General features: G+C 38.9%; 25 protein-coding genes and 1 tRNA gene. 11 read left to right on the top strand and 15 right to left on the bottom strand.

All coding sequences use genetic code 11. The features are described from left to right. Positions 1 to 12: 12 nt before the first annotated feature. The 7 genes from HOO54_RS08550 to HOO54_RS08520 are packed head-to-tail and all read right to left on the bottom strand — an operon-like array spanning position 13 to position 7,421. Complete coding sequence (locus tag HOO54_RS08550) at positions 13 to 1,092, bottom strand: mandelate racemase/muconate lactonizing enzyme family protein (protein WP_172294284.1); 1,080 nt, start codon at positions 1,090 to 1,092, stop codon at positions 13 to 15. A 12-nt stretch (positions 1,093 to 1,104) separates the two neighbouring features. Then, positions 1,105 to 2,028, bottom strand: coding sequence for a S66 peptidase family protein (locus HOO54_RS08545; RefSeq protein ID WP_172294282.1), 924 nt, complete (start codon positions 2,026 to 2,028; stop codon positions 1,105 to 1,107). A gap of 14 nt (positions 2,029 to 2,042) precedes the next feature. Continuing rightward, entirely contained in the window at positions 2,043 to 3,659 is a 1,617-nt protein-coding gene (locus HOO54_RS08540; protein WP_172294280.1) for a peptide ABC transporter substrate-binding protein, read from the bottom strand. A gap of 31 nt (positions 3,660 to 3,690) precedes the next feature. Then, positions 3,691 to 4,680, bottom strand: a complete 990-nt coding sequence (locus HOO54_RS08535; RefSeq protein ID WP_172294278.1) for an ABC transporter ATP-binding protein — start codon at positions 4,678 to 4,680, stop codon at positions 3,691 to 3,693. 4 nt (positions 4,681 to 4,684) lie between these two features. Continuing rightward, positions 4,685 to 5,647, bottom strand: a complete 963-nt coding sequence (locus HOO54_RS08530; RefSeq protein WP_172294276.1) for an ABC transporter permease — start codon at positions 5,645 to 5,647, stop codon at positions 4,685 to 4,687. A gap of 5 nt (positions 5,648 to 5,652) precedes the next feature. Beyond that, positions 5,653 to 6,579: an ABC transporter permease gene (locus tag HOO54_RS08525; RefSeq protein ID WP_172294274.1), complete on the bottom strand. Its 927-nt coding sequence runs from the start codon at positions 6,577 to 6,579 to the stop codon at positions 5,653 to 5,655. Between the two features lie 17 nt (positions 6,580 to 6,596). Next, a complete protein-coding gene (locus HOO54_RS08520) occupies positions 6,597 to 7,421 on the bottom strand; it encodes a M55 family metallopeptidase (RefSeq protein WP_172294272.1) in 825 nt (274 codons plus the stop codon). A 219-nt stretch (positions 7,422 to 7,640) separates the two neighbouring features. Between HOO54_RS08520 and HOO54_RS08515 the strand changes: the two genes are divergently transcribed. Continuing rightward, positions 7,641 to 8,864 carry a S1C family serine protease gene (locus HOO54_RS08515; protein WP_253907642.1) on the top strand — a complete coding sequence of 408 codons (1,224 nt, stop codon included), beginning with the start codon at positions 7,641 to 7,643 and terminating at the stop codon, positions 8,862 to 8,864. 237 nt (positions 8,865 to 9,101) lie between these two features. Beyond that, entirely contained in the window at positions 9,102 to 10,412 is a 1,311-nt protein-coding gene (locus HOO54_RS08510; protein WP_172294268.1) for an APC family permease, read from the top strand. A gap of 84 nt (positions 10,413 to 10,496) precedes the next feature. Here the strand turns inward: HOO54_RS08510 and HOO54_RS08505 are convergent, their stop codons facing one another. Both HOO54_RS08505 and HOO54_RS08500 read right to left on the bottom strand, forming a co-directional pair. Then, a complete protein-coding gene (locus HOO54_RS08505; RefSeq protein ID WP_375335803.1) occupies positions 10,497 to 12,365 on the bottom strand; it encodes a rhamnogalacturonan lyase in 1,869 nt (622 codons plus the stop codon). 307 nt (positions 12,366 to 12,672) lie between these two features. Next, on the bottom strand, positions 12,673 to 13,323 hold the full coding sequence (locus tag HOO54_RS08500) for a YesL family protein (RefSeq protein WP_172294266.1): 651 nt from the start codon (positions 13,321 to 13,323) through the stop codon (positions 12,673 to 12,675). Between the two features lie 226 nt (positions 13,324 to 13,549). Between HOO54_RS08500 and HOO54_RS08495 the strand changes: the two genes are divergently transcribed. The 5 genes from HOO54_RS08495 (at position 13,550) to HOO54_RS24710 (ending at position 16,511) form a co-directional block, all read left to right on the top strand. Next, complete coding sequence (locus HOO54_RS08495) at positions 13,550 to 14,167, top strand: DUF47 domain-containing protein (protein ID WP_172294264.1); 618 nt, start codon at positions 13,550 to 13,552, stop codon at positions 14,165 to 14,167. A gap of 12 nt (positions 14,168 to 14,179) precedes the next feature. After that, positions 14,180 to 15,178 carry an inorganic phosphate transporter gene (locus HOO54_RS08490; protein ID WP_172294262.1) on the top strand — a complete coding sequence of 333 codons (999 nt, stop codon included), beginning with the start codon at positions 14,180 to 14,182 and terminating at the stop codon, positions 15,176 to 15,178. 107 nt (positions 15,179 to 15,285) lie between these two features. Then, entirely contained in the window at positions 15,286 to 16,029 is a 744-nt protein-coding gene (locus HOO54_RS08485) for a type II toxin-antitoxin system SpoIISA family toxin (protein WP_172294260.1), read from the top strand. Continuing rightward, complete coding sequence (locus tag HOO54_RS08480) at positions 16,029 to 16,193, top strand: type II toxin-antitoxin system SpoIISB family antitoxin (RefSeq protein WP_172294258.1); 165 nt, start codon at positions 16,029 to 16,031, stop codon at positions 16,191 to 16,193. Before HOO54_RS08485 ends, HOO54_RS08480 begins: the two co-directional genes overlap by 1 nt. Before the next feature lie 186 nt (positions 16,194 to 16,379). After that, entirely contained in the window at positions 16,380 to 16,511 is a 132-nt protein-coding gene (locus HOO54_RS24710) for a hypothetical protein (RefSeq protein ID WP_301539278.1), read from the top strand. A gap of 50 nt (positions 16,512 to 16,561) precedes the next feature. Here HOO54_RS24710 and HOO54_RS08475 read toward each other — a convergent pair whose 3' ends face one another. The 3 genes from HOO54_RS08475 to HOO54_RS08465 all read right to left on the bottom strand — a co-directional run bounded on the left by HOO54_RS08475 (position 16,562) and on the right by HOO54_RS08465 (position 19,470). Further along, positions 16,562 to 17,275, bottom strand: a complete 714-nt coding sequence (locus HOO54_RS08475) for a LysM peptidoglycan-binding domain-containing protein (protein ID WP_172294256.1) — start codon at positions 17,273 to 17,275, stop codon at positions 16,562 to 16,564. Between the two features lie 873 nt (positions 17,276 to 18,148). Beyond that, complete coding sequence (locus HOO54_RS08470) at positions 18,149 to 18,490, bottom strand: hypothetical protein (protein WP_172294254.1); 342 nt, start codon at positions 18,488 to 18,490, stop codon at positions 18,149 to 18,151. A 101-nt stretch (positions 18,491 to 18,591) separates the two neighbouring features. After that, positions 18,592 to 19,470 carry a LysR family transcriptional regulator gene (locus HOO54_RS08465; RefSeq protein ID WP_172294252.1) on the bottom strand — a complete coding sequence of 293 codons (879 nt, stop codon included), beginning with the start codon at positions 19,468 to 19,470 and terminating at the stop codon, positions 18,592 to 18,594. Positions 19,471 to 19,643: 173 nt separating this feature from the next. Here HOO54_RS08465 and HOO54_RS08460 point away from each other — a divergent pair, with 173 nt between their 5' ends. Both HOO54_RS08460 and cysI read left to right on the top strand, forming a co-directional pair. Next, positions 19,644 to 21,410: an assimilatory sulfite reductase (NADPH) flavoprotein subunit gene (locus tag HOO54_RS08460; protein WP_172294250.1), complete on the top strand. Its 1,767-nt coding sequence runs from the start codon at positions 19,644 to 19,646 to the stop codon at positions 21,408 to 21,410. 20 nt (positions 21,411 to 21,430) lie between these two features. Next, positions 21,431 to 23,149, top strand: coding sequence for an assimilatory sulfite reductase (NADPH) hemoprotein subunit (cysI, locus tag HOO54_RS08455; protein WP_172294248.1), 1,719 nt, complete (start codon positions 21,431 to 21,433; stop codon positions 23,147 to 23,149). A 229-nt stretch (positions 23,150 to 23,378) separates the two neighbouring features. Here the strand turns inward: cysI and HOO54_RS08450 are convergent, their stop codons facing one another. The 3 genes from HOO54_RS08450 to HOO54_RS08440 form a co-directional block, all read right to left on the bottom strand. Continuing rightward, on the bottom strand, positions 23,379 to 23,924 hold the full coding sequence (locus tag HOO54_RS08450; RefSeq protein ID WP_375335802.1) for an IseA DL-endopeptidase inhibitor family protein: 546 nt from the start codon (positions 23,922 to 23,924) through the stop codon (positions 23,379 to 23,381). Between the two features lie 216 nt (positions 23,925 to 24,140). Further along, positions 24,141 to 24,431 (bottom strand): hypothetical protein, encoded by a 291-nt coding sequence (locus HOO54_RS08445; RefSeq protein WP_172294246.1) that lies wholly within the window; start codon positions 24,429 to 24,431, stop codon positions 24,141 to 24,143. Positions 24,432 to 24,452: 21 nt separating this feature from the next. Further along, a complete protein-coding gene (locus HOO54_RS08440) occupies positions 24,453 to 24,740 on the bottom strand; it encodes a hypothetical protein (RefSeq protein WP_172294244.1) in 288 nt (95 codons plus the stop codon). Between the two features lie 197 nt (positions 24,741 to 24,937). On the opposite strand from HOO54_RS08440, the gene HOO54_RS08435 reads away from it, so the two are divergent. Continuing rightward, positions 24,938 to 25,010, top strand: a tRNA-Val gene (locus HOO54_RS08435). 232 nt (positions 25,011 to 25,242) lie between these two features. Further along, on the top strand, positions 25,243 to 25,794 hold the full coding sequence (locus tag HOO54_RS24705; RefSeq protein ID WP_301539277.1) for an STM3941 family protein: 552 nt from the start codon (positions 25,243 to 25,245) through the stop codon (positions 25,792 to 25,794). Positions 25,795 to 26,296: the final 502 nt, after the last annotated feature.

The following is a 26,296-nucleotide window of genomic DNA, read 5'->3' as shown; positions in this document are numbered from 1 at the left end:
GTCATACCTCCCTTAGCATCTAATATCGTCAATACCTAGTCCTGAAGCACTTGGGAATGTAATGACACTGCCTTTATAGCTAATGCCACCGTGAACAATATCTTCGCTAAGCATAAGTGGTGCATCAAAATCAAACCTTGTCACATTTTTTTGGCTTGCAGCAAAATGAGCGGCAGCAGTAATACCAAGCCGAGTTTCGATCATACTACCAACCATGCATTCAACACCACAAACCTCGGCAAATTTATTGATCTTGAGCGCTTGCCAAATACCGCCTGCTTTCATCAGCTTAATATTGATGAGATCAGCACCTCTTGATTTAAGTACTTGGAAGGCATCTTCAGGGGTAAAGACACTTTCATCAGCCATAATCAGTGTGTCTACTGCATTTGTCACCTGTTTTAAACCTTCTAGATCAGCTTTATGGACTGGCTGTTCAACAAGTTCAATATTAAAACCTTCATCTTCCATTTTCCGTATAGCTGTGACCGCTTGTTTGGCTGTCCAACCTTGATTGGCATCAAGCCGGATTTGAATGTCCGGCCCTACCTGTTGTCTAATTTCACGAATTCGAGAAATGTCCGTCTCCATATCATCCTTTCCAACCTTCACCTTTAAGGTATGGAACCCTTCCTTCACCAAGCGAACGGCATCTTCTCCCATCTCTTTCAGATGATTAACACTGACAGTAAAATTGGTCTCTAGTTTGTGCCTGTATCCGCCGAGAAATTGATACAGAGGCAACCCGCACATTTGTGACAAACAATCATATACAGCCATATTAATGGCTGCCTTTGCGCTTCGATTTCCAACGATCAACTTCTCAATATCAACAAAAATGGCTTCCGTGTTTAATAAGCTTTGACCGATCAGTACCGGAGTAAATAACTGCCTAATTGCACCTTCGATACTGAGAATTGTTTCTCCTGTGATGACAGCGGTTGGCGGTGCTTCACCCCATCCGTCTATCCCATTCTCAGCGGTTATTTTGACAATCACAGCTTCTGCGGTATGAACGGTTCTAAGTGCGGTTTTAAACGGTTTTTTTAATGGCACAGCAATGCGATATGTGTTAACATCAGTAATTCTCATTCCGTCCTCCTTTCAAGAAACCCCCGGTGTGATCGTCAGCTGTTTTTTTTCTGTATTTAACAGCCCCTCAGCTCCGATCGGTATTGCAATATTCGGTGAGCAATGACCGATTTTAAAGCCGGAAAGTGTCGGTTTTTCAAATGGTGTGATATGATCGTGAATAATCTCTTTCAGCGATAGTGACTCTTCACGTTTTTTAGGAAGACAATTGTGAAAGTCACACAGTAAAATCCCAGCAGCATCAGCGAATTTCCCCGCCATTTTTAGCTGATTCAGCATTCTGTCAATTTGATAAGGCTCTTCATCAATATCTTCAATGAAAAACAATTTTCCCCTTGTATCTATTTCAAATCGTGTACCTAGTGTCGTCACCAAAAGTGCTAAATTTCCGCCAATCAGCCTTCCTTTTGCGTCTCCTGGAACCACGATTTCTAAAGGTGAGATCTCTTCCGTATAATGAAGGTTCATTTTTTGAAAAAGCTGTTGAAATGAATGTTTTGTTTGTGGATGAACATCTTCAGAACCGATGTCTGAACTGAGCATCGGGCCATGAAATGTAATGAGTCCGGTGTTTTGCTGGATCGCTGTATGTAAAAAAGTAATGTCTGAGTAGCCCCAAAATATTTTTGGGTTATCTTTGATAAGACGGTAATCAATTTGCTGAGCGATTCGTGCTGTTCCATACCCTCCACATGCACAAATCACAGCCTTAACAGAAGGATCTTGGAACATGTCATGCAAGTCACGCGTACGCTCTTCATCATTCCCTGCCAGATAGCCGTGCTTTTTCAAAATTGCACGGCCCATTTTAATATGAAGCCCAAGCTCTTTTAAGTATTGAACACCGATTTCGAGTTTTTCAGAAACAGGTGGACTTGCAGGTGCTATGATTCCGACTATGTCACCTTCCTGTAACTTTTCAGGCAGGATGTTCATATGATGATCCCCTCCTATTTCTTCTCAGCCCATTTCAGCTCAATATAGCCGACAGGATGGCGAATAATTCCTTTTACATTTTCTTTTTCTAGGTGGACTTGCTTATAGAAGTGAATCGGAATAATTGGCATTTCTTCAAACAATAGCTTTTCAGCCTGATGCATCAGCTGTAGGCGCTTCTCTTCAGCCACATCGCTTTTTGCCGCTCGAATCAGCTGGTCATATGCTTTATTGCTCCACCCAGTTCTGTTCATCGCATTATCGGTTTGAAAGCTTTCTAGAAAATTGATAGGGTCTGCATAATCAGGTAAGAACGAGCTTTGAGAAAACTGAAACTTAAGTGCCTTTTGTTCTTCCAGAAATGTGTTCCACTCCATATTTGCCAACTTCACATTGATGCCCAGCGTTCTTTTTAACTGTTGTTGAATGGCTTCTGCCATCTTTTTATGTTCTGGTTTTGTGCTGTATGTCAGTGTAACTGCAGGAAGCGTTTCGTAATGCTCTTCTGTCATTCCTTCTTTAAGCAACTTTTTCGCTTGATCAGTATCAAATGTAACTAAATCACCGCCCTCCTCGCGAAAGCTCTTACCGTTTTGTCCTTTTATGTCTGGAGAGACAAAGGCTCGGGCTGGCTTTTCACCATTTTTAGTGACGTAATCAACAATTTCTTGCTGGTCAACTGCCAATGCAAACGCTTTTCTAATCTTTTCATTTTGAAATGGTTCCATTTTAACATTGAACCTGTAAAAATAAAGACCCGCCTGATCGAACAGTTTCACTTGCTTAGAACTCATCAATTTTTCGCTCATTTCTGCAGGTACAAAAGATGTGTCAAGTTCATTTGCTTGAAACATTTGATAATCTGTATTTCTGTCATCAACCATTGCCCATGTGACTTTGTCAAGTTTTACAGTATCTTTATCCCAATACGTATCACTTTTTTCCATTGTAAAACTTTCATCATGTTTCCATTCTGTTAGCTTAAACGGACCATTTCCAACAAATGTTGAAGCTTCTTCATGCCATTTTGGATTGTCATTGGCCACTTTTTGATGGATTGGGAAAAAAGCCGGATTTGCAACAATGTCCAAAAACGATGTTTGCGGTCTGGTTAATGTCACCTTGAGTGTTTTCTCATCTAGCGCTTTAACCTTTACCTCATCTTTCTTGCCTTTACCACTATTAAAAGCTTCACCACCTTCAATCACATATCCTAAGAACGCAGCTGATGAGCCTGTTTTCGGATCAAGCAGCCGTTTCCATGCAAATTCAAAATCCCCCGCTGTCAACGGATCACCGTTAGACCACTTCGCATTCTGGCGAATTGTAAAAGTATATGTTTTACCATCTTCAGAAATGTTCCATTTCTCAGCTGTTGCTGCTGCTGGTTCATGATCAGCACCAAGCCTTGTCAACCCCTCCATCAAATTGTTGAGTGCCTGCCATGACACACTGTTAAATCCAATCGGCGGATCAAATGATGTCGGTTCTTTTTCATTGTTTAACTTCAACACCTGCTCTTGATCTGCTCCTCTTTTCTTCCCTGTTTGCCCTGCCTGTTGATTTGCGGTACACCCAAATAATATGACAGCCATCAACATGATGATCAAACTGCTCGACAGTCTTTTCATCAAATCCCCCCATTTTAAAGTGTAGCAGAGATCATATTGCCCGCTCTGCCCGTTCATCCTGAAGCCAACAACACACATCATGTCCTGTTGAGATTTCCGTTTTCACTGGATACAAGCGATTACATACTTCCATTGCATATGAACAGCGAGCAGTAAAAGGACATCCTGCAGGTGGTGAAAATAAATCAGGCGGTGTCCCTTCAATCGGAACAAGTTCTGCATCTTCAAGATCAAGCCTAGGTACGGATTTTAACAACCCTTTTGTATAAGGATGCTGCGGATGATAAAAAATATCTTTTCTCATCCCTGTTTCAACGATTTTCCCTGCATACATGACCGCGATTCTATCCGCTGTCTGTGCAACAACACCTAAATCATGGGTAATTAATATAATGGACACGCCAGTTTTTCTTTGAAGGTCTTTAAATAGTTCAAGAATCTGTGCCTGAATTGTGACATCAAGAGCAGTTGTTGGTTCATCTGCAATGAGAATCTTCGGTTTACAGATCAGTGCCATTGCAATGACGATTCGTTGTCTCATGCCACCGCTGAATTGATGCGGATACTGTTTTAAACGTTCTGTCGGGTTGGGAATGCCAACAAGCTCCAGCATTGAAATCACAGTTTTTTTCGCCTCATCTTTTGAGATCGTCTGATGTTCCAAAATAGCTTCTGTCAGCTGATCACCGATTGTTAAGGTCGGATTCAAAGCTGTCATCGGGTCCTGAAAGATCATTGAGATCTGATCACCTCGGATTGTTCTCATCTCTTTTTCTGACAAACCGCACAAATCCTTTTCTTTAAAATAGATCGAGCCACCTGAAATCGTCGCGGAGTGCTTTGGAAGCAGCTGCATGATACTTTGTGAAGTCACACTTTTTCCGCAACCAGATTCACCGACAATTGCAAACGTCTCTCCTTCATACAAGTCAAAAGTAACACCGCGTACAGCTTTAACAGACCCTCCATATGTCGAAAATGAAACGTGTAATTGATCAACTTCCAGCACTTTTTTCTGCAAAAATTCATGACCTCCTCAGTTTTGGATCTAGAGCATCCTGGAGTCCATCTCCAAGTACATTAAAAGCGAACATTGTAATCGAGATAAAGAACGCTGGAAAAAACAGCCGCCACCAATGACCAGATAATATAACAGGCAAACCATCGTTCGCCATCACACCCCAGCTTGCAAATGGCGCTTGAATTCCTAAGCCGAGAAAACTCAGAAAAGCTTCTGCAAATATGGCTGATGGTACTGTCAAAGTGATCTGAACAATAATTGCGCCCATCATGTTCGGAAGCAAATTCCGGCGGATGATTCGCATTGTATTTGCGCCAAAAGTTTTTGATGCCAGAACATGTTCATCATTTTTCAACTTTAAGACTTGTCCCCTCACAATCCTTGCCATACCAACCCAACCGGTGACAGTCAATGCAACAATAATTGTTCCAAGTCCCGGTCCCATCAGGACCATTAAGAGAATCACAACTAATAAATAAGGTAGTCCGTGTAGAACTTCGATGATTCGCATCATGATATGGTCAGTTTTTCCACCTTTATAACCGGAAATCCCGCCATAAATGACACCAATTGCAAAATCAATGAAAGCGGCGATCACACCGACAAACAGTGATATTCTTGCCCCATACCATGTTCTCGTAAACACATCGCGTCCAAGCTCATCCGTGCCAAACCAATGTTTTGACGACGGAGGCAAATTTTGTTGGGCGAGTGTCTGTTCTGTCACGCTGTGAGGTGAAAAAAATGGACCAAGAATCGCCATGACGAACAGGAAAAGCAAAATACTTAAGCCGGTCATCGCCAACTTGTTTTTTCTTAGAACGCACCAAGTATTCTGCCAATATGAAAGGCTTGGCCTAACAATCGATTCTTTTTCAACTCTTTTCTGTTTCTTCGGCGTAAACCATTCATTCGGGATTTGCTCACCAGTGGACACATCATGTTCTCTGCGAACTGGAAGACTCATAGTTCTCACCCTTTCTTATGCAGTTTGATACGCGGATCGATGATACCATAAGCCAAATCGACTAAAAACAGCATAATGATGAGAATGATGCTGTAAAAGACGGTGGTTCCCATAATGACGGGATAGTCTCGCGAATTGATGCTCTCAACAAAATATTTCCCCATTCCTGGAATTGCAAAAATTTTTTCAATGACAAAACTCCCCGTCAAGATTGAAGCAGTCAGTGTTCCAAGAATGGTAATCACAGGCATCAGCGCGTTCTTTAGCGCATGTTTTAACACGATTTTCAAAGGAGAAAGCCCCTTTGCCCGTGCTGTCCGAATATAATCCTGAGTCAGCACCTCAAGCATGCTTGAACGGGTTAGTCTGGCAATAATCGCCATAGGACCCATTGCGAGTGCAGCTGTCGGAAGCACCATATGCAATGGACTTGTCCATGTCGACGGTGGAAATATTGACCAATTAACAGCAAACTGTTGAATGAGCACTGTTGCCATAATGAAGTTTGGAATCGAAATTCCGAGTACTGCAATCGTCATCGCCAAGTAATCGATTAAGCCATTTTGCCGAAGCGCTGCAAAAATCCCTAGAGCTATCCCGGAAAAAATCGCTAGCAAAAGTGCAATCATCCCAAGTTCAAATGACACGGGGAAACCTCTTGAAAGCAACTCATTAACACTTTGTGAAGGCTGTTTGATTGATGGACCAAAATCAAACATTAAAATCGATTTCAAATAAATTAAATATTGGACAAAGATAGGCTCATCTAAATGATAGTAAGCTTCAAGGTTTTGTTGAACAACTTGATTGGTAGTTCGCTCCTCATTAAAAGGAGATCCCGGAATCACTTTCATGATCACAAAGGTCAATGTTGTAATGATTAAGATCGTCGACACCATTGAGAAAAATCGCTTCATGATGTAACCTGCCATGTTTATCACACCTTCCTTCAAGAAAATGTCGTTCGCGTGGCAAGCTCTGTCATGACTAGCATTGCTTGATAAGCTTCTAAAATATTTTCCGCTTGATAGCGGACAATCGTTGTCCCTGGTTTGATGTCAGTACCAGGCATCAAATTGGCCCACTCCGCCTGACCATAATTGGCAAATTCAATGCTTAGCACAGGCTTGTCAGGAGGGATGAGCGGTTTCACTTTATCTTTGTTTTTCAGCGCATAAGCTGTCTGTTCTTTTAATAGCCGACCCGCTTTCTCTGGTGTCAAACATTTGACAGCAGAACGAGAAATCGTTTCTTTGACAGCCGCTGTCGTCACATTCTGAATCAGTTCTTCAGCTTCAATTGCCGCTTGGCGATCGCCAGCAACCAACAGTACTGGAACCTCGTAATAGCCAGCTACATACGCATTGAATCCTAATTCACCAATCACCTGATCATTGATATAAAAATGCCTAACACCAAAAATCATGCTATGGGACATCACCCCTCTTAGTGATGCTCTCGCATGATAGCCGAGAAAAATCGCCCCTCCATATGTATGATCAAGTCCCTCAACCATGGAAAAAGGTTTGACATCTCCCGAAATAAGCGCTACTTCAGGATGAAGCCGTTCAATAAGTAAATTGTTCATTTTTGAATGACTATCATTGACAAGTACTTCTGAGCATCCATTTTGAAATGCTTCACAGGCTACAACATTCACTTCATTTGTCATAATGGCTCTTCCTCGTTCATAATTCAGTTTGCCTGGACCTACAAATGTTTCATCAGGCAGCCCGGAAATCCCCTCCATATCGACTGACATGTAGAGCTTCATCAACATCCCCCTAAACCTCTCAAATTTTTTATTATTTTAAGAATATTCCAACAAATTATATTAAAAATTTGCGTTCATTGCAATAATTATTGACAAAAATGGAATTTGCCAACTTTATTTTTTTTGACAATTCACCATATTGTTTTCACATTTTTCCCATTTTCTTGGTTTATGATGGATACATAAAAGGTAATGATAATAAATAGGAGTGTGGTGAACATGGAAACCAATCAGGAACAACATCCTAAATCTAAAATGGCAAAACGAAATTTCTCATGGCTGACACCGGTGATCAGCGGAATCCTTGGAGGAAGCATCGTTCTTGGGATAACGATGATCAATGATCACAAAGATGAACCGGTAAATTCATCTGTTTCACAACAAACAACAGGTTCTTCCTCATCTTCTCATTTGAATACGAAACAAGTCTTCAACAAATCAGCGGATATTTCTGAAATGGTTGAAGATGTCTCACCAACCATCGTCGGTATTTCAAATTATCAAAAACAGTCAAGCGCTGATATGTTCGGCTTTGAAAGTGATCGTTCAAACGAGGAAAAAGCTGGGTCAGGTTCAGGTGTTATCTATAAAAAGACAGACGGAAAAGCCTATATCATCACAAATAATCATGTTGTTGAAGGGGCAAATAAACTGACAGTTTCTCTGGCAAACGGTAAAGAAACAGACGGAAAACTGATGGGTAGCGATCCTTTAACAGACCTTGCCATTGTTGAGATTCCAGCTAAATATGTAGACAAAGTTGCTACTTTTGGAGATTCGACAAAGCTGCGGGCTGGAGAACCTGTGATCGCGATAGGTAATCCGCTCGGCAATGAGCTTTCCCGGACTGTTACACAAGGTATCATCAGCGGTGTAGATCGAACCGTTCCCGTCGATACATCTGCCGGTAAAACTGAGATGCATGTCATTCAAACAGATGCAGCAATCAACCCCGGGAATAGTGGAGGAGCCCTTTTAAATTCAACAGGTGAGGTCATCGGGATTAACAGTATGAAAATTAGCCAAAATGGTGTAGAGGGCATTGGTTTTGCGATTCCTAGCCATGATGTGAAGCCAATTGCTGAACAACTGCTGACTAAAGGGAAAATCGAGCGTCCATTCATCGGCATCCTGATGATGGATCTTGAACAGGTCCCTGAACAATATCAGACAGGAACACTTGGAGTAGGTCCTAACCAATTAAACAAAGGTGTCTACATTCGTAAAGTCCAATCAGGTTCCCCAGCCGATAAAGCAGGTCTTCAAGAGAACGATTGTATAATCAAACTGAATGGGAAAAATATTGATTCTGGTAGTACCTTACGAAACATTCTCTATAAAAACACCAATATTGGGGATAAAGTAAAGGTAACGATTATTAGAAACGGCAAAACTATGACAAAACAACTTACACTTGATCAAAAAGAAGAAACAACTTCATAATCGATTAGAAAAAGGCTGTCGGCTCTTCGACAGCCTTTTCAAATTCACAAAAACACAAACAATAGCATAAAAAAATTAAATAAAGTTCGTTTTAAACAGCGAAATCGAATTGATTATGCTTAAAAGAGATTAATATATTCTATAAATACGAAAATCAGAAAATTTATTTTATTTCTGTTTTTTTAAAATGCTATTACAATAGAAATAGATTTTCATACAGCTAGGGAGGCGTCATCAATGAATGCAGAAGCAAATGGACTAAAAAAAGAGATCGGCTTGTTCTTTGCGCTTTCTCTTGTAATAGGAACAATTATCGGTTCTGGCGTATTTATGAAACCCGGCAGTGTACTTGTTTATTCTGGCAACGCACAGATCGCACTATTTGCCTGGCTCCTTGGCGGAATCTTAACACTTGCAGGCGGGCTGACCATCGCTGAGATTGGAACACAAATTCCGAAAACAGGTGGGCTTTATACGTATCTTGAAGAAATTTATGGAGAGTTTTGGGGATTTTTATGCGGATGGGTACAGATCATCATTTATGGACCAGCCATTATTGGTGCACTCGGATTGTATTTCGGTTCTCTTATGACCCATCTATTTTCTTGGGACAAGTCATGGGCTGCACTGATTGGTATCATGACTGTCGCATTTTTATGCATCATTAATATTGTTGGTACAAAATACGGTGGTGTGGTTCAGGCGATTACAACGATTGGTAAGCTGATTCCGATTGCCTGTATTATTATTTTCGGTCTTTGGAAAGGTGATCAGCATATCTTTAGTGCAGTGGGCAACAGTATCGGAGAACAAAACTTTGGAGCTGCGGTTTTAGCAACACTGTTTGCATATGATGGATGGATTCTCCTTACAGCTCTTGGCGGTGAAATGAAAAACCCTGAAAAACTGCTGCCAAAAGCGATGACTGGCGGTTTGTTGATTGTGACGGCTTGTTATTTATTGATCAATGTCGCACTGCTTCACGTTTTACCGGCTGAGCAAATTGTAAAACTCGGTGAAAATGCTACAAGTACTGCTGCCACAATACTATTCGGTTCAATCGGCGGCAAATTGATTTCAATTGGCATTATTGTCAGCATTTTTGGCTGTTTAAACGGTAAAGTGCTTACTTTTCCACGCGTCATCTTTGCGATGTCAGAAAAAAAACAGCTGCCATTTTCACGTTGGATATCCCATGTGCATCCAAGATTCCATACACCTTGGATCGCCGTTATGGTTCAGATTATTTTAGCGGTCATTCTGATGATGATCAGCAATCCTGAAAAGTTATCAGAGATTTCGATTTTTATGATTTATATTTTTTATGTGATGGCATTTTTCGCTGTCTTTATCTTGCGGAAGCGTAACAGCGGAATCAAGCGAGCGTACAGTGTTCCACTTTACCCATACATGCCAATTATCGCAATAGCTGGCTCTCTCTTTGTCCTTTGCAGCACCCTTATCACTGACTTTTACAGTTGTTTATGGTCGATCTTAATCGGGCTAATTGGACTACCCGTTTATTTTTGGATGAAAAAGAAATCCTGAAACTAAAATGAGCCGCCGAATAACCAACAGGCATCATCGGCGGCTTTGTTCAAGTTTCTAACAATTGAAATATAACTTTAAGTTCTAGTTTTTAGGTGTATAAATGTTCGGTTTCTTTTGGGATGACATGCCTTCACCTAAATAAAAACTAGTATGTGGCGGTTGGTTATAACCAATGTTTTGCCAAGCAATTCCAAGACGATAAGCGGAATCATGCATAAGCGTATATAAACGATGACTTGTCACATTTGTCGTTGTATAAATTCTAAGCGCACTGCTGTCATTTGTACGCCAGATTACCTCTTCACGCCAGTCTCCAAGAATGTCTGCTTGAAGGGTTGGTGTTTCTTTTGATCCGTTATTCGCAGAACACCCATCCGCTGTCAGCAGACGATTCGTTCTTTCATGCTGATAATCCCATTTCTCAATCCTGTTGCCATCAAGGAGTTCCCGCTGAAGGTCACCATCCCACCAAATACCATAATTAATTGAGGCAGGTCTGCGGTTACCGATCTTTTTACCTTGTGCAGTATAGAGACCATCAAATGACCAAACTTCAGCTCCAGGATAGCGTGGATCTATGTCTGCAGCCATTCCGCGTCCAATATCTTTCCCAGCCCAGACACCCCAAATCACTTTGCCTGTTGCCGCATCACGGAATGATAATCCATAAGGAGATTTCTTTTCTTCATGAACTTGAAAGACTTCCAAGCCAGGTCTTGTTGGATCAAGATCTCCGACATGCAGTGCATCCCCATGACCTAAACCTGTTGAATATAAACCTTTGCCATTATCATCAATAGCCATTGAACCGTACAAGATTTCGTCTTTTCCATCATTGTCAACATCATGAACACTCAAATTATGGTTACCTTGCCCTGCATATTTTTGATGACCTGGTGTACTGGAATCAAACGTCCACAGTTTTGTTAGTTTACCACCTCTCCAGTTGTAGGCAACAAGCTCAGTCTTCGCATAGTAGCCACGAGCCATCACAATGCTTGGTGTTTTTCCGTCGAGATATGCTACACAAGCGAGAAAACGGTCAACCCTGTTTCCATATCGATCTCCCCAATTAGCTACCTTGCCTCGCGCTGGCTCATAGTTGACGGTTGCCAGCTCCTTCCCTGTGTCACCTTTAAATACTGTTAAATATTCATTTCCAGTCAAAATCCGTCCTCTTCCATTGCCATAATCGGCATGAGCGTTTCCAATTACCTTACCGCTTCCATCTCTCGATCCATCAGCCGTCTTCATAGTGACTTCCGCTTTACCATCGCCATCGAAATCATAGACAAGAAATTGTGTATAATGTGCACCAGCACGGATATTTTTACCTAAACCAATCCGCCACAACCGTGTACCATCTAGCTTATAAGCATCAACAAACACTTCTCCTGTATACCCATTCTCTGAATTGTCCTTTGAATTTGAAGGATCCCATTTAAGGACAATTTCGTATTCACCGTCACCATCAAGATCACCGACACTTGCATCATTTGCGCTATATGTATAGCGTACCCCATCAGGTGTTTTTCCTCCGGCTGGTTTGTCTAAACGAATAGATTGATAATGTTCTCCCCAGACGTGAGCCTTTTCAGATGGCCGCTGTTCCTGACCATTTATAATAGCTCTTACCTCATACGTTGCCTTTTGATCTCCGTTTACATCTAGATAATTTGTGCTAGACGTAATCGGTGTTTTGTTAAGTTTACGTCCGTTTCGATACACATTAAATGAAACAGAAGGTTGCTCAGTACCGAGCAATCGCCAGCTAAGAAACACTCCTTTTTCCGTTTTAACAGCAACCAGCCCGCGTTTTAGCAATTCCATTTGCCTTGCCTGTCCTGTCTCAGCTCCCCTTGCCTTCGTTTGTATCTGAAAAGACGAAACAAGACTAATAGTTAGAAATGTTACAACTACGAATAATTTGACCCACTTTGTCCCTCTCATCACATTTTCCTTTCATAATTAAAATTTGTTATTGTGAGCGCTCACAACAACAAATTATATGATGTATTCCATATATATTCAATTTACCTTTATTTGTATACCAAAAGCCTTTATAGTTCTAATAGTCTAGTTTTTCAGTCAGACAAAATCCATTTCGATACTTTTGAATTATGCTAACTCGTTGTCATCAGTAGTAACCATCATGACAATCAACCCTATCTTGTATGGTAAGGCAGACTAATAAACACACTGAAGTAAAAAACAGGTGTAAAGTCATTAAAAAAATTGAGTATTATGACATATGAATTTACTTTAGACGCATTGAAAAAGCTTGTTGCTTTTCTTTCTCACGGCGATGATCAACCGCATGAAAAGCTCGAAATGCCAGTTTTGTCAATATAAAACTCAGAACACTGCCACTAAAAAGGACAAGAAATATAAAATGAAATAAAGACAGGAACATGACACCACTTACACTAAGTATCATCATCACAGAAACAAGCGGCTGGGAAAAACCGATAATAAAACTGGATTTTAACACTTCCATTTGTTTCATATCATAATGGACATAAATTGGACAAATATACAAGAGTATAATGCTGTAAATGATAAACAAACTAACAAACAAACTAAGTACAGCGAGTTGCCCCCCCAAATAAAAGACCGCCATTTTAAAATCAAAATATAACAACAAAGTGATCAATAACAGAATCAAACCAAGAATACTTGATTTGCCCCATTCTTTTTTAAACGTTTCGAAAAAAATTTCAAAAACAGGAATATCCCTTCTCCCCAGCACCCATTGCCTTGTGACAGCAAACATCGCAACAGTCGCTGGAGCTAATCCAAAAATGATTAGTCCTCCTAAAGAGAAGCCAATCCATAGCACATTTAAATATGTTAACCTTAATACCCAGTCAAAAAATCGGCTACATCCATTCCAAAACGCATGATTCATGATAGACCTCCCCAGATCTTTTAGAAAACGCTTACATTTAAATAGTTCTCCTTTCTGTAAAAAAATCCTCCCATAGCACAGCTAAATCAGGGTTTTCCTCTTATGTTTTATGATTTACAATTCAAAATTCATCTATTTTTTTCGACTGCACCTATTTTTTTTCGACAAAAAGATATATAATATTTTGATGTGTGCATTGTCTCATTTAAACTATGGAGGGTTTCAAATGTTGAAAAGAAAAAAAGACAAGTTTTCTTTGCTTTTAATGGAAATTGCAAAAAATTTAGATGAAACGGCTGAGTACTTTGTTAATTATAAAGTCAAGAATCAAACGACCCTTAAAGAATTTGCGGATACCTTAAAAGAGTATGAAATAAAAGGAGATAACTATGTACATACGATGATTAAGGAGCTGAATAAAGCATTTATCACACCGATTGAACGTGAAGATATCCTTCAGCTTACCAATAGTCTTGACGATGTACTTGACGGTATTGAGCATTTTTCTGCGATGATGGAAATTTTCTCAATTACTTCTTCTGATGAACATATCGACAAATTCAGCGGATATATTAGAGAATGTGCCAAAGAAATTTTAATAACAATTGAATTGATGGCTGAAAACCGCCTTAATGAAATTCAACCTCATGCCATTAAAATTAAAGAATATGAACACAATTGCGATAATTTGCATCGCAAATCTTTAAAAAATCTTTTTGGGACACAAACAGATCCAATCAAAGTCATACAATACCGGGAAATTTATGAAACACTTGAAGAAATTGCAGACTTTTGCCAAAGTGTAGCAAACAATTTAGAAACCATCATTATGAAAAATGCGTAACGAGGGATTATAATGGATCTTTTATTTTTACTTACCATATTGATTGTCATTTTTGCTTTGGCATTTGACTTTATCAATGGCTTTCATGATACAGCAAATGCGATCGCCACCTCGGTATCGACAAAAGCTTTAAAACCTAGACATGCGATCATGATGGCGGCTGTGATGAACTTCGCCGGTGCCTTGTCATTTACCGGGGTCGCTAAAACGATTACGAGCGATATTGCTGATCCCTTTAAATTAGAAAATGGATCGATTGTCATATTAGCTGCTCTTATTGCCGGAATTACTTGGAACCTTTTAACATGGTATTTTGGCATACCGAGCAGTTCTTCGCATGCAATCATTGGAGCAATTGCCGGTGCTGTTATTGCATCAGACGGATTTGGATCAATTAAATACAGTGGATTTATTAAAATTATCGAAGCTCTTATTTTTTCACCAATTTTGGCATTTGTTTTGGGGTACATCATCTACAGTATTGTAAAAGTCATTTTTAAAAACAGCAACCTAGCTAAAACAAATAAGCATTTCCGCCGAGTGCAAATTTTAACGGCTGCGGTTCAGTCCTATACCCACGGAACAAATGACGCGCAAAAAGCGATGGGAATTATTACGATGGCTTTAATCGCTGGCAACATGCACACTTCATATGATATTCCATTCTGGGTACAGTTTGCATGTGCAACAGCCATGGGGCTTGGAACTTCTATTGGCGGATGGAAAATCATTAAAACAGTGGGCGGAAAAATTATGAAAATTCGTCCTGTTAATGGTGTTTCTGCTGACTTGACAGGTGCGGCAATCATCTTTGGTGCAACAATTATTCACTTACCGGTAAGCACAACACATGTCATATCTTCGTCTATTTTAGGTGTCGGTGCTTCACATCGAGTAAAAGGTGTAAACTGGGGTACTGCAAAACGAATGATTGTCACATGGGTGATTACCCTTCCGATTTCAGCTGGTCTTGGTGCCCTTGGCTATATCATACTTGATTTGTTTTTTTAATTGACCAACTCCCGTCCAAAAAATGGATGGGAGTTTTCATGTTCAAAAGATAGCAAGCATAACTATAAAAATAGTACTAAATTTTTCTCGGAATGAGGGAACAAGTTATGCTGCTATTCTATCAATTCTCAGTCTGGTTTATTGTTCTCGCCTTAACCTTGTATGTCTTAGCCGTCTGGCGTTTTGAAAAAAAACTAAAAGAAAAAACGGCTGCTATTCGTAAAACATGGTATCTCCTTTATGTAATCGGTGCAGTTCTTTATTGGACTGTACACCCTGAATCCCTTTTTACAAATTGGCTCTACTATTTAATTGTTGCTGTCTTTTTCACATTAACAGATGCGTTTATTTTCTTAAATGCCTATTTTAAAAGAATCGGAAGCAATGAACTGGCTGTTGACACAAGAATCCTTCTAGAAGAAAATAACGACCTACTTCACATATATCAAAACAGACTAAAAACGTTTCAATACCTATTGAAAAATGAGCCAATCCACATTTATTATGGAGATGTAGAAGCATATGCAGAAGGTATTGATAAACTCATTACACAATTTGCAGAAAAAATGAATATATCAGCCGCTTTATGTGAATATAATTCAGAAGAAAGCAAAGATCACTTGCTAGAACACATGGAAGATCGTTTTGCTGCCCAAGAAAAATTGGATCGAAAAGATGTTTATTATGAAGAAAATGGAACGATGATTTTGATTCCCTTTTCAATTCATGATTTTGACTATGTCATGAAACTAACATCAGAAGATCTTGTCACAGAATTTGATTATCTCCTGTTTACTTCCCTGACCAGTATTTACGATCTCCTGTTGCCAAACGAAGAGGAGGACAATTGATGGAACCAGCTTTTCAGAAAAAGTACACCATTACAAAGAAGCGCGGACAGTTTATAAAACAAGCGAATTCCAACTTTGCAACCTATCAAGTCAGTCCCCACACTAAACGGATTTTCAAACAAAATGAACAGTTAATTGGTGAATTTAAACGAAAAAAAGCATGAAGGGGCTGTCCAATCAGTCATTTTTTTGACTATTGGACGCCCTTTTCACGTTTAACAAACTCTGTTATATCAGCAATTTCGAATGATAATTTTTAACAATTCTGTTTCTTTCTAACATCTCTTTATTCCATTTTTTCAATTTATACATATGATATTGTGATGAATGTCAACTGGTAAGGTGATGCTGTGAAAAAACTAAAAAAACATGTAAAACACGTTGAATTCGGCCGATTTGGCCTATCTGTTTATACGACGATGCTAAAAGAAAGAAGTGAAAAAATGATTCAGGCACTGAACAAGCGGAAAAAGAAACATTGAAAACAAAAAACGCAGGGGTCACATTCATATACTGCCCCTGCGTTTTTTTGTTAATCTAATAATTTAACCTTTACAGTTTTCACACCCCAATTTAAGGCATCTCCTTTATTTGCAATAAACACATCTATTTTATTTCCACGAATGGCACTTCCCGTATCTCCAGCGATCGCCTTACCATAACCTTCTACATACACTTTGGAACCAAGCGGAATAACACTTGGATCAACCGCAATTACTTTTGCATGTTGATTACGATTAAGGTCAATACCTGTTTTCGTAATTCCCGAAATACCGCCGTCATTTGCTGAATAGGCAGTCGCCGTCACCGTGATTTCTTTTGTCGTTCTTTGCGTGTTCGTTTGTGTATTCAATTGTTTATGATTTGAACTCTTTTGATGGACAGTTATCTTTTTACCTGTGATGATAAGATCTGACGTTATATTGTTCCACTTTTTAAGATCTTGGACATCCACAGTAAACTTTTTAGCTATTTTTGCTAATGTATCCCCTGATTTGACAGTGTACGTGTCTTGATTAGATTCTTCTTTTGGCAAAGAAATGTTCAGCTTTTGCCCAGGCAAAATTATGTCTGATGAAAGTTGATTCCATTTTTTTAAGTCCTTAAGGTTCATCCCATACTGTTGAGAGATCCCCCAGAGCGTATCACCATTCTCCACTTTGATTTCTTTGGCTGAGGCTTCTACTCCAAATGCAGTTGCTGAGAGAGCGAAAGCTGCGATCAAGGACATGATTGTTTTTTTCATAAGTTAAATCCTCCCTTTGTTAGTTCTTTAAGAAACTAACAGGGACAATCGTATCATAGAAAAATATCATTCTCATAACAGAATGATATAAATTGAGTTACAATTTGGTTACTTAAGTCTTTTGAAAATAAGCTTTTTAGACCTCTCCATTCACGTTAAATGCTGATACACTTAGGGTTTATCGTTTTTTTATGATTATTCTATAAAACTAGCATATAACATAAATATCTGATTTAGTAGATAATAATACGCTAGAAACCAAAATATTTACTAGTTTATGTTTTCACAGATGATAGACTTTGAGAAATTTTTTGAAGCCGAATCATGACAGTTTTAAAGGCAAAAGCTATATAAAAACGGAGAATTTGCTCGCTTTTCGCGGTGATCTGCAAGCAGCCTTCTTGGAGTTCGATTCTGGTCTGCTGTTCCCGCAGGAATCTGCAATTCCCGCTGATCCATGTTGATTTTAGACAGCCACAAGTTTGGTTCGTATTCATATATATAGAGATGAAATAGCACAGAAAAAAATACTTTATATTAGCAGTTCCAACACTTATTCTTATTATTGTATCTTCCACAAGGCATTAACCACTATGTCATTCTATTTCCTTTGATCATGTGGTTTGTTTATTATTTCTGATTTTTATTGAGAAGAAGAAGTGAATCATCTCTTTACATACCAAAAAAGAGCTATCCTTTTAAAGAACCTACAGCTGATGGTTCCCCAAGAAAAGACTCGAACAGCTCTTTAAAACATTTGTCTTCTATTAAATGTTTGTCTAAATTTCTATACACGTACTGAAAAAATCAATCATGAAAACAGCTGACGAAACGATTACTTAACAGATTCTCACTTGAAGGTACTGATAACTTTTACCGAACAGTAATATTATTGATCACGAGTTCTCCTAACGTATTTCGATAGGAAAACACTGCTTTTCCACGGCGAATGGCTTTTACATAAACTCTATTTCCTGCAATTCTGACTGTAATGGAACTGCCACTATATGATACATTAGTAATTCCGACATATTGATCTTCTTGTCCAACTGTCATCGGTCTGTTGATCACAATTGCTTGTGGAGAAAAACCAGTTTTGGAAACATGTGCTGATGGAGATAATGCTTTTGCTTGTACATGTAAAGAATTGCATGGAAGTGCAAAAAAACCAGCAAATACAAATGAAACGACTAAACTTTTAACTAATCTTTTCATATCATCATTCCTTTCTTCCATGATAACCCCAGGATATTCCATCTGATTTGAGTAGTCAACGCTCAGAGTTAATCATTCATAAAATATCCAAAAAATGAAATTCAACATGTAGTCAATGCATGAATAAATATATGGACATTTTTCTTCTCTCCCATAATAGGTGAATAAATATAAGAAAATGTTCTGTGAAAAGATTGGTTTTTCAGTTTGATGATTGAAAGTGTTCCATGCTGTATATCTCGTGCAATTACACTGCCTGACAGCAAAGAAAGACCGATCCCCGTCATGAGGGTTTCTTTAATTGCTTGGTTACTGCTAATTGTTAAAAATGATTTTACTTTTAAACCATTGGAACGAATGACATGGTCAAGGTACTCTCGAGTGCCTGAACCGAGCTCCCTTGTCACCCATGTCTGATTGTGGAGATCATCAATTGTCACTTCTTTTTTATTGGACAATACGTGACTGCTTGATGCAGTGATAAATAGTTCATCTTGCATAAAAGGATGAACAGAAAGTTCTTTGTCATTTGTCTGTCCCTCAATTAAACCAATATCCACCTCATACAGACGGACCAATTCAACTATTTCTTCTGTGTTTCCAATGACGATTTGCAGTTCAAGTTCGGGATATTCCTTTTGAAGATTAAATAATAATGCCGGCAAGATGTACTCACCGATTGTAAAGCTTGCACCAATTTTCAGTTCACCCTTTACCATATTGTGATGATCCAGTATATCTTGTTTTGTTTGTTCATATATGGAGATCATCTGTTTGGCACGGTCATATAAAATCTCACCTGTCGGGGTAATTTTTAAGTTTTTCGGTGAGCGTTCAAATAATATCGTTTGTAATTCTTTCTCTAAATTTTTAATATGAATACTCACACTTGGCTGTGACACAAGGAGAAGTTCAGCTGTTTTTGTAAAGTTTTTCACTTCTGCAAGAGTAACAAATGTTTTTAAGGCATCATAATACAAATGAGTTCACCTCTTATTATTAATAATCTTCATAGCTCTAATAATGAATATATATTTTACTAATGTCTACTATTCCGGTAAACTTTTAAGGAGAAAGTTCAGCGGTTTTTTGCCAATAAACCTTATTTTTTTTATCGGAATAGTGCATTTATATTATTGTGAGGTGAATTTTATTGCCGTTTCAAGTGATGAACAGTCCGTTTAATCAGGAACAGACAGAACTTCTTAATCGCCTTCTTCCCACCTTAACACCGTCTCAAAAAATTTGGTTGAGCGGGTATTTGGCGGCTCCTCTTGAAACACTGCCTAATGAAACAGGTCAAAATGTTTCTAAAGACGTAACGATTTTATATGGATCACAGACGGGAAATGCAGAGAGCCTTGCCAACCATGCAGGTAAAAAATTAAGAGAAGGCGGCTTCCAAGTAACCGTTTCAGCGATGAACGATTTTAAGCCGAAACAATTAAAACAATTAAAACATCTGCTCATTGTTGTCAGTACCCATGGGGAGGGTGAGCCCCCTGATAATGCATTGTCATTTTACGAATATCTTCATAGTAAACGTGCTCCCAAGTTAGATGATCTCTACTTTTCCGTTTTGGCACTTGGAGATCGTTCATATCAGTTTTTTTGCCAAACAGGTAAAGACTTTGATCAGCGGCTAAAAGAACTGGGTGGTGCAAGACTTTATCCGCGCGCTGACTGTGACCTGGACTATGATGAACCAGCAGGCAAATGGATTGAAGGTGTTTTAGGCAAATTGAATCAAGGCGAAAACACCAATTCTACATTATCCACGGTGAAAGCTCCTAAAGCAGCAGAAGCGATTTATTCAAGAAAAAAACCATTTCGAGCTGAAGTACTGGAAAATTTAAATTTAAATGGTCGTGGATCAAACAAAGAAACACGCCATCTAGAATTATCACTTGAGGGTTCAGGTCTAACATATAAACCTGGTGATGTACTTGGGATTTACCCAGAAAATGACCCCGTACTCGTTGACATGCTTTTAAAGGAACTGAAATGGGATCCAAAAGAAGCAGTAACCGTTAATAAACAGGGTGAAAGCATGCCATTAAAAGAAGCGCTGACTTCTTATTTTGAAATCACTGTTCTGACAAAGAAATTGATTCAAAAAGCTGCTGAATGGTCCAATCAACCTTCATTGACAGAGAATGAGACAAAAACCAAAGCGTATCTCGAAGGCCGCGATTTGCTAGATTTCGTTCGGGATTTTGGACCTTTCAATACATCAGCACAACAATTTGTCTCTATACTTCGGAAAATGCCAGCACGTCTTTATTCAATTGCCAGCAGTTTTTTGGCTAATCCAGATGAAGTTCATATCACAATCGGCACTGTCCGTTACGAAGCACACGGTCGCAAACGAAAAGGTGTCTGCTCAACCTTATGTTCCGAACGTATTCAACCTGGTGATACACTTCCGGTTTATATCCAAGCCAACCAAAACTTTAAGCTTCCTGAAAACTCTGATACCCCTATTATTATGGTTGGTCCTGGTACAGGTGTCGCTCCGTTTCGTTCGTTTATGCAAGAACGTGAAGAAACAGGAGCAACAGGAAAGTCATGGATGTTTTTCGGTGATCAGCACTTTGTGACAGATTTTCTTTATCAAACGGAATGGCAACAATGGCTGAAAACAGGAGTATTGACGAAGATGGATGTTGCTTTCTCACGGGATTCGACAGAAAAAGTCTATGTACAGCATCGTATGCTGGAACACAGCAAAGAACTGTTTGAGTGGCTTGAAGATGGAGCGGTATTCTACATTTGCGGGGATAAGAAAAAAATGGCGAAAGATGTTCACCACACTTTGTTAGACATTCTTCAAAAAGAAGGCAACATGAGCTTCGAAAAAGCGGAGGCCTATTTAACGGAGTTGAGACAGCAAAAACGTTATCAGCGTGATGTATATTAACATGAAAGGGGTTTTTAGCGATGCGAAGCCAACCATTAAAAGCACCCGAAGGTTCGCCAAGTGATGTTGAACGAATAAAACAAGAAAGCAATTATTTGCGCGGTAATTTGAAGGAAGCCATGCTTGATTCAATCAGTGCCGGAATTCCTGATGATGACAACCGCTTGTTAAAACATCATGGCAGCTATTTGCAAGATGACCGAGACCTCCGTCATGAACGCCAAAAGCAGAAATTGGAGCCAGCCTATCAGTTTATGCTCCGTGTGCGGCTGCCAGGTGGTGTAGCAACACCTGAACAATGGCTTGTTATGGATGAGCTTGCCCGCCAATATGGAAATGGTACATTGAAACTGACAACAAGAGAAACATTTCAAATACATGGTATTTTAAAGTGGAACATGAAAAACACAATTCAAAAAATCAATACTGTTCTATTGGACACGATTGCCGCTTGCGGAGATGTCAATCGTAATGTGATGTGTGCCTCAAATCCTGATCAGTCAGAAATTCACGCTGAAGTCTATGAATGGGCAAAGACACTGAGTGATCAGCTACTGCCCCGTACCCGTGCATATCATGAAATTTGGCTTGATGAAGAAAAAGTGATCGGTGTACCAGAGACAGCTAAAATTGAGCCAATGTATGGGCCACTCTATTTACCGCGAAAATTTAAAATTGGCATCGCTGTTCCACCAGCAAATGATATTGACGTATTTTCTCAAGATCTTGGGTTTATCGCAATTGTAGAAAATAACAAACTTCTAGGCTTTAATATTGCAATCGGCGGTGGGATGGGAATGACTCACGGAGATAAAGCGACATATCCGCAGCTTGCCAAAGTCATCGGGTTTTGTCTGCCTGAACAATTGTATGAAGTCGCAGAAAAAACGATTACAATTCAACGTGATTACGGAAATCGTTCCGTTCGCAAAAATGCCCGCTTTAAATACACGGTTGACCGCCTTGGATTAGAATCGATCAAAAAGGAACTTGAAAATCGTCTCGGTTGGAGCCTTGCTGAAGCAAAACCTTATCATTTTGATCATAATGGTGATCGTTACGGCTGGGTTCAAGGCATCCAAGGAAAATGGCATTTAACATTGTTTGTTGAAGGCGGCCGTGTCAAAGATCAAGACGACTACAGTTTGATGACAGGTTTGCGTGAAATGGCCAAAATCCATACAGGTGAGTTTCGCCTAACCGCAAATCAAAATTTGATCATTGCCAATGTGTCAAGCGAAAAAAAGACATTAATGAACGAACTTATTGAAAAATATAGTTTAACAGATGGAAATGTTTATACAGCGCTCCGCCGCAACTCGATCGCTTGTGTCGCCCTGCCAACATGCGGCTTGGCAATGGCTGAGGCAGAACGTTATTTACCCTCTCTCATTGACAAAGTTGATGAAATCATTGAGGAAAACGGTCTTCATCACGAAGACATCACGATTCGAATGACCGGATGCCCAAACGGCTGTGCCCGCCACGCACTTGCAGAAATCGGTTTTATTGGTAAAGCCCCCGGCAAATACAATATGTATCTTGGTGCCGCTTTTGATGGGAGCCGGCTCAGCAAAATGTACCGCGAGAACATTGGTGAAGAAGAAATTTTAAGCGAACTTCGGCAGATACTTCCCCGTTATGCGAAAGAACGCAGGGAAGGTGAACATTTCGGTGATTTCGTCATTCGCGCTGGCATTGTTAAGGAAACGACGGATGGTACAAACTTTCATCAGTAATTAAGGATCTGTCTAAAAAGTTCTTTTTCAACATAAATCAGGGGGAATTGCGAGACTCCTGCGGAAACAGCGAGCCAGGCGAGACCCAAGAGGAGCAAGGAACGAGCTCTGAGGAGGCTCGCGGATCGCCCGCGGAAAGCGAGCAAATTCCCCAATTTTTATTCATCCACACGACTTTCAGGATTCTCACAAAAACAGCTAGTGTCTGTTTTGACACTAGCTGTTTCTTTTACATCACAGCATCGAGCTGATTCATTTTCCATTTATGATTTTCTTTGACAAATATAATTTTTCTTTTGACTGATCCTGATCCATCTAAAGACGGAACAGTAAATTCGTATGTGCGTATGTTCTCTTTTTTAGATATGAGTTTAAATGATGATTTTTCCCAACCTAAAAGGTTGCTCCCATCACCAATAGGAACGATCATTTTTCCTTTGTAAGACATGATTTTGTATTTCTTAAACCCTTCTTTAATTGCTTTTTTTGTAAAAATGGGAGCTAAGTATTTTGTGATTTTTTCTTTTGTACTAAATTCGCTGCACATGTACATATATGATAGATGATTATATTCAACAGTTTCCGTCTGACAAGCGGAATGTTTTATTTTAGGATTATGCCCCATCATTGTGTTCCAAAAATGTTCACGAGCCTGTAACGTCATGACCATCACTTGTTTTTTAGTTAAGTCTGTTGATTGTTGGTTTTTCATGGCCGTTGAGCTGTTCGGCAGAAACAACATAGCACCTATTAAAAAAATCATTAGTTTTTTCACAGTTATTCTCTCCTCGGATATATCTCTTATGTTACAAATGTTACAATAATTACGATTAGATTACAAGATATTTTCGAGAAAATTTTTCCTTTGTTTAAGCGTTGATTGTTTTATTCATGATTTCAAGCTTGACGCAAGCTAGATCCACCGCCTTAAAATCAGTCCACTAAAAAAAGCACCCTAAAAACAAGGTACTGATCCATACTCAAGACTGTGCTAATCATCTAATAAATCTCTTATATTTTGGCTGTTTTGATATATTCTCTTTAAAAGGTCGTTAATCTTTTTGGCATGTTCCGCAGGAATTAATTCAGCATCAAACAATGCACGGTTCGAGTCTTTGAAAATATGAACCATCATATCTGTACAATCTTCATGAAGTTGCAGTAATTCGCGGCGCTCTGCTTTCGAGATGTTACCCTCCAAAAACTTTTCCATCAATTCCTTTAATCTGTAAATATGCGTTTGGAAAATTAACCCTTTCACTGAAGTTGGGCCATTTGTCATAATTTAATCACCCTTTTAATATCATTTCACTAAACCTTCTGAAAATAAACCACATGAAGATGATAATGAACCCTGAGCTGATCTCACCATAACCTGATTTTTTGCGAGAGAATGTTCATGATGACCACATGGGAACATCAAAAATCCTTTAAACCATTCCTCATTTTTACACCCTGTACAGCTGTTTAACAAATTCGATGCTTGGATTTGATGATGAAACAGTTCAATCATTCCATCCAAATCATTCCTTTCAATTAAATAATGAAGATAAGAATGGAAGTTGTCAATACTTTCCGAACTTTTTTTCACAATACAGTTCATTCTTGAAGATTTATCATGGCGATCTTGAGGTATTGTCTCAATGATCATCATATTGATTTTAGAACAGTTCCATGCAAATACTTAAGTTACATTTACAAAACACCTTGAAGTTTTAAAAAACAGTTGACAGTCTAAGTTCATATGCATATAATAGAACTTGTCAGTAAGGAAGTACCCAGCTTCATGATTCCGTAGCTCAGCTGGGAGAGCGCTACCTTGACAGGGTAGAGGTCGCTGGTTCGAGCCCAGTCGGAATCATACAAAATCGAAACGGCAGGAAACGTTGATATAACGGCATTCTTGCCGTTTTTTTATTTGCGTTGACTTATCCACAGGGTAGCGGTCCTACCAACGACAAGGTTGCGGTTTTCTTTTTGGTGCGACATGATGAAAACCTTATTTGCTTCTTCTCAACAATGGTTTATGTTAACATTAAGAAGATTTTTATTAAACTAATACTTTTAAATGAGAAAGGTAGTGTGATAGTCTTATGGCAAAAAAAGAATTAATTGTTTATCCGAGCAAAAAGAAATTGGTTTTTGTGTTATTATCGTCTTTATTCTTATTCTCTGCCTGTATCTTAATCTTTATTATGTCTTTTTACAATCAATCCTTAATTTTAGATATATTGATGAAACTTCTTTCGATTTTTGCCTTCATTTTTTTCGGATTTGGAGTTTCAAAAATGTTACGCCTTTTCATCCAATCAAAACCGATATTAATTATTAATCAAGATGGGATTACGAGTCATCAACATATTCCTGAGTTCCGTCTAAGTTGGGAAGATATTAAAGAACTTAGCATTTGCAAAATAAGCCGGCAAAAATTTATTGGTATTCATATTTTTGATGAGATTGAAGACGAAAGTAGGTTTATAAAGAACTATAATCGGATGAGCAGAAAAGGTATAGAAATGAACAAGCAAATGACAGGCACTGTTTTTTTAATCAATTTTGTAACAATATCATATCAAGTAGAAGAAATACTTGAAATTATTCATACATATTCACAATTACATTTTAATGATGAAAAAACGAACTAACACTAGCAGCACAGACCAAGGCCAAGGTTTGTGCTACTATTTTTTGAAGAGAAAGAATCGCCCTCCTTGAACCTCTTATCCAGCAATCACAAAAGAAGAGTACGTTGTGAACGAATCAAAGATAACGCATGGCACATCACAGACTTAAAGGAGAAAAAGAACAGCTTGTAAAACAAAAATGAACGTATAGAATATCAAATACTTCGATCATTTTCAGGGATGGGCTGTTCCATTCATTAAGTTAAATCATAAACAATTAAATGCCTTATGCGTTATCAGTCACGCCATACTCACTATAAGAACAAGATCTTATGATGACAAATTAAAAACGCAACCTCAGAGAAAAACCTCATAAAGTTACGTCCTATGCGTGTATAAATATTTTTGAAAGTGGTTTTTCACGTTATTACACACGGAAACAGCAGCAACCTGTTCGTAACCGGTTTAGCACTACGATACCATAAACAACCTTGCGCAAAAGATGAAAGTTTTAGTTTTATGT

Source organism: Bacillus sp. WMMC1349 (genome assembly GCF_013155385.1).
Taxonomy (GTDB): domain Bacteria; phylum Bacillota; class Bacilli; order Bacillales; family Bacillaceae; genus Bacillus.
Note: the sequence above shows the minus strand (reverse complement) of the source record. Positions and strands in the feature narration are given on the sequence as shown.

Coding starts and splice junctions, on each gene's coding strand:
- HOO54_RS08445 (WP_172294246.1), bottom strand. CDS start 24,431: ATGACAAATGGCCCAACTTCAGTGAAAGGGTTAATTTTCCAAACGCAT.
- HOO54_RS08480 (WP_172294258.1), top strand. CDS start 16,029: ATGGAACCAGCTTTTCAGAAAAAGTACACCATTACAAAGAAGCGCGGA.
- HOO54_RS08495 (WP_172294264.1), top strand. CDS start 13,550: ATGTTGAAAAGAAAAAAAGACAAGTTTTCTTTGCTTTTAATGGAAATT.
- cysI (WP_172294248.1), top strand. CDS start 21,431: ATGCGAAGCCAACCATTAAAAGCACCCGAAGGTTCGCCAAGTGATGTT.
- HOO54_RS08545 (WP_172294282.1), bottom strand. CDS start 2,028: ATGAACATCCTGCCTGAAAAGTTACAGGAAGGTGACATAGTCGGAATC.
- HOO54_RS08500 (WP_172294266.1), bottom strand. CDS start 13,323: ATGAATCATGCGTTTTGGAATGGATGTAGCCGATTTTTTGACTGGGTA.
- HOO54_RS24705 (WP_301539277.1), top strand. CDS start 25,243: ATGGCAAAAAAAGAATTAATTGTTTATCCGAGCAAAAAGAAATTGGTT.
- HOO54_RS08550 (WP_172294284.1), bottom strand. CDS start 1,092: ATGAGAATTACTGATGTTAACACATATCGCATTGCTGTGCCATTAAAA.
- HOO54_RS08515 (WP_253907642.1), top strand. CDS start 7,641: ATGGAAACCAATCAGGAACAACATCCTAAATCTAAAATGGCAAAACGA.
- HOO54_RS08540 (WP_172294280.1), bottom strand. CDS start 3,659: ATGAAAAGACTGTCGAGCAGTTTGATCATCATGTTGATGGCTGTCATA.
- HOO54_RS08520 (WP_172294272.1), bottom strand. CDS start 7,421: ATGAAGCTCTACATGTCAGTCGATATGGAGGGGATTTCCGGGCTGCCT.
- HOO54_RS08485 (WP_172294260.1), top strand. CDS start 15,286: ATGCTGCTATTCTATCAATTCTCAGTCTGGTTTATTGTTCTCGCCTTA.
- HOO54_RS08510 (WP_172294268.1), top strand. CDS start 9,102: ATGAATGCAGAAGCAAATGGACTAAAAAAAGAGATCGGCTTGTTCTTT.
- HOO54_RS08490 (WP_172294262.1), top strand. CDS start 14,180: ATGGATCTTTTATTTTTACTTACCATATTGATTGTCATTTTTGCTTTG.
- HOO54_RS08505 (WP_375335803.1), bottom strand. CDS start 12,365: ATGAGAGGGACAAAGTGGGTCAAATTATTCGTAGTTGTAACATTTCTA.
- HOO54_RS08475 (WP_172294256.1), bottom strand. CDS start 17,275: ATGAAAAAAACAATCATGTCCTTGATCGCAGCTTTCGCTCTCTCAGCA.
- HOO54_RS08530 (WP_172294276.1), bottom strand. CDS start 5,647: ATGAGTCTTCCAGTTCGCAGAGAACATGATGTGTCCACTGGTGAGCAA.
- HOO54_RS08470 (WP_172294254.1), bottom strand. CDS start 18,490: ATGAAAAGATTAGTTAAAAGTTTAGTCGTTTCATTTGTATTTGCTGGT.
- HOO54_RS08525 (WP_172294274.1), bottom strand. CDS start 6,579: ATGGCAGGTTACATCATGAAGCGATTTTTCTCAATGGTGTCGACGATC.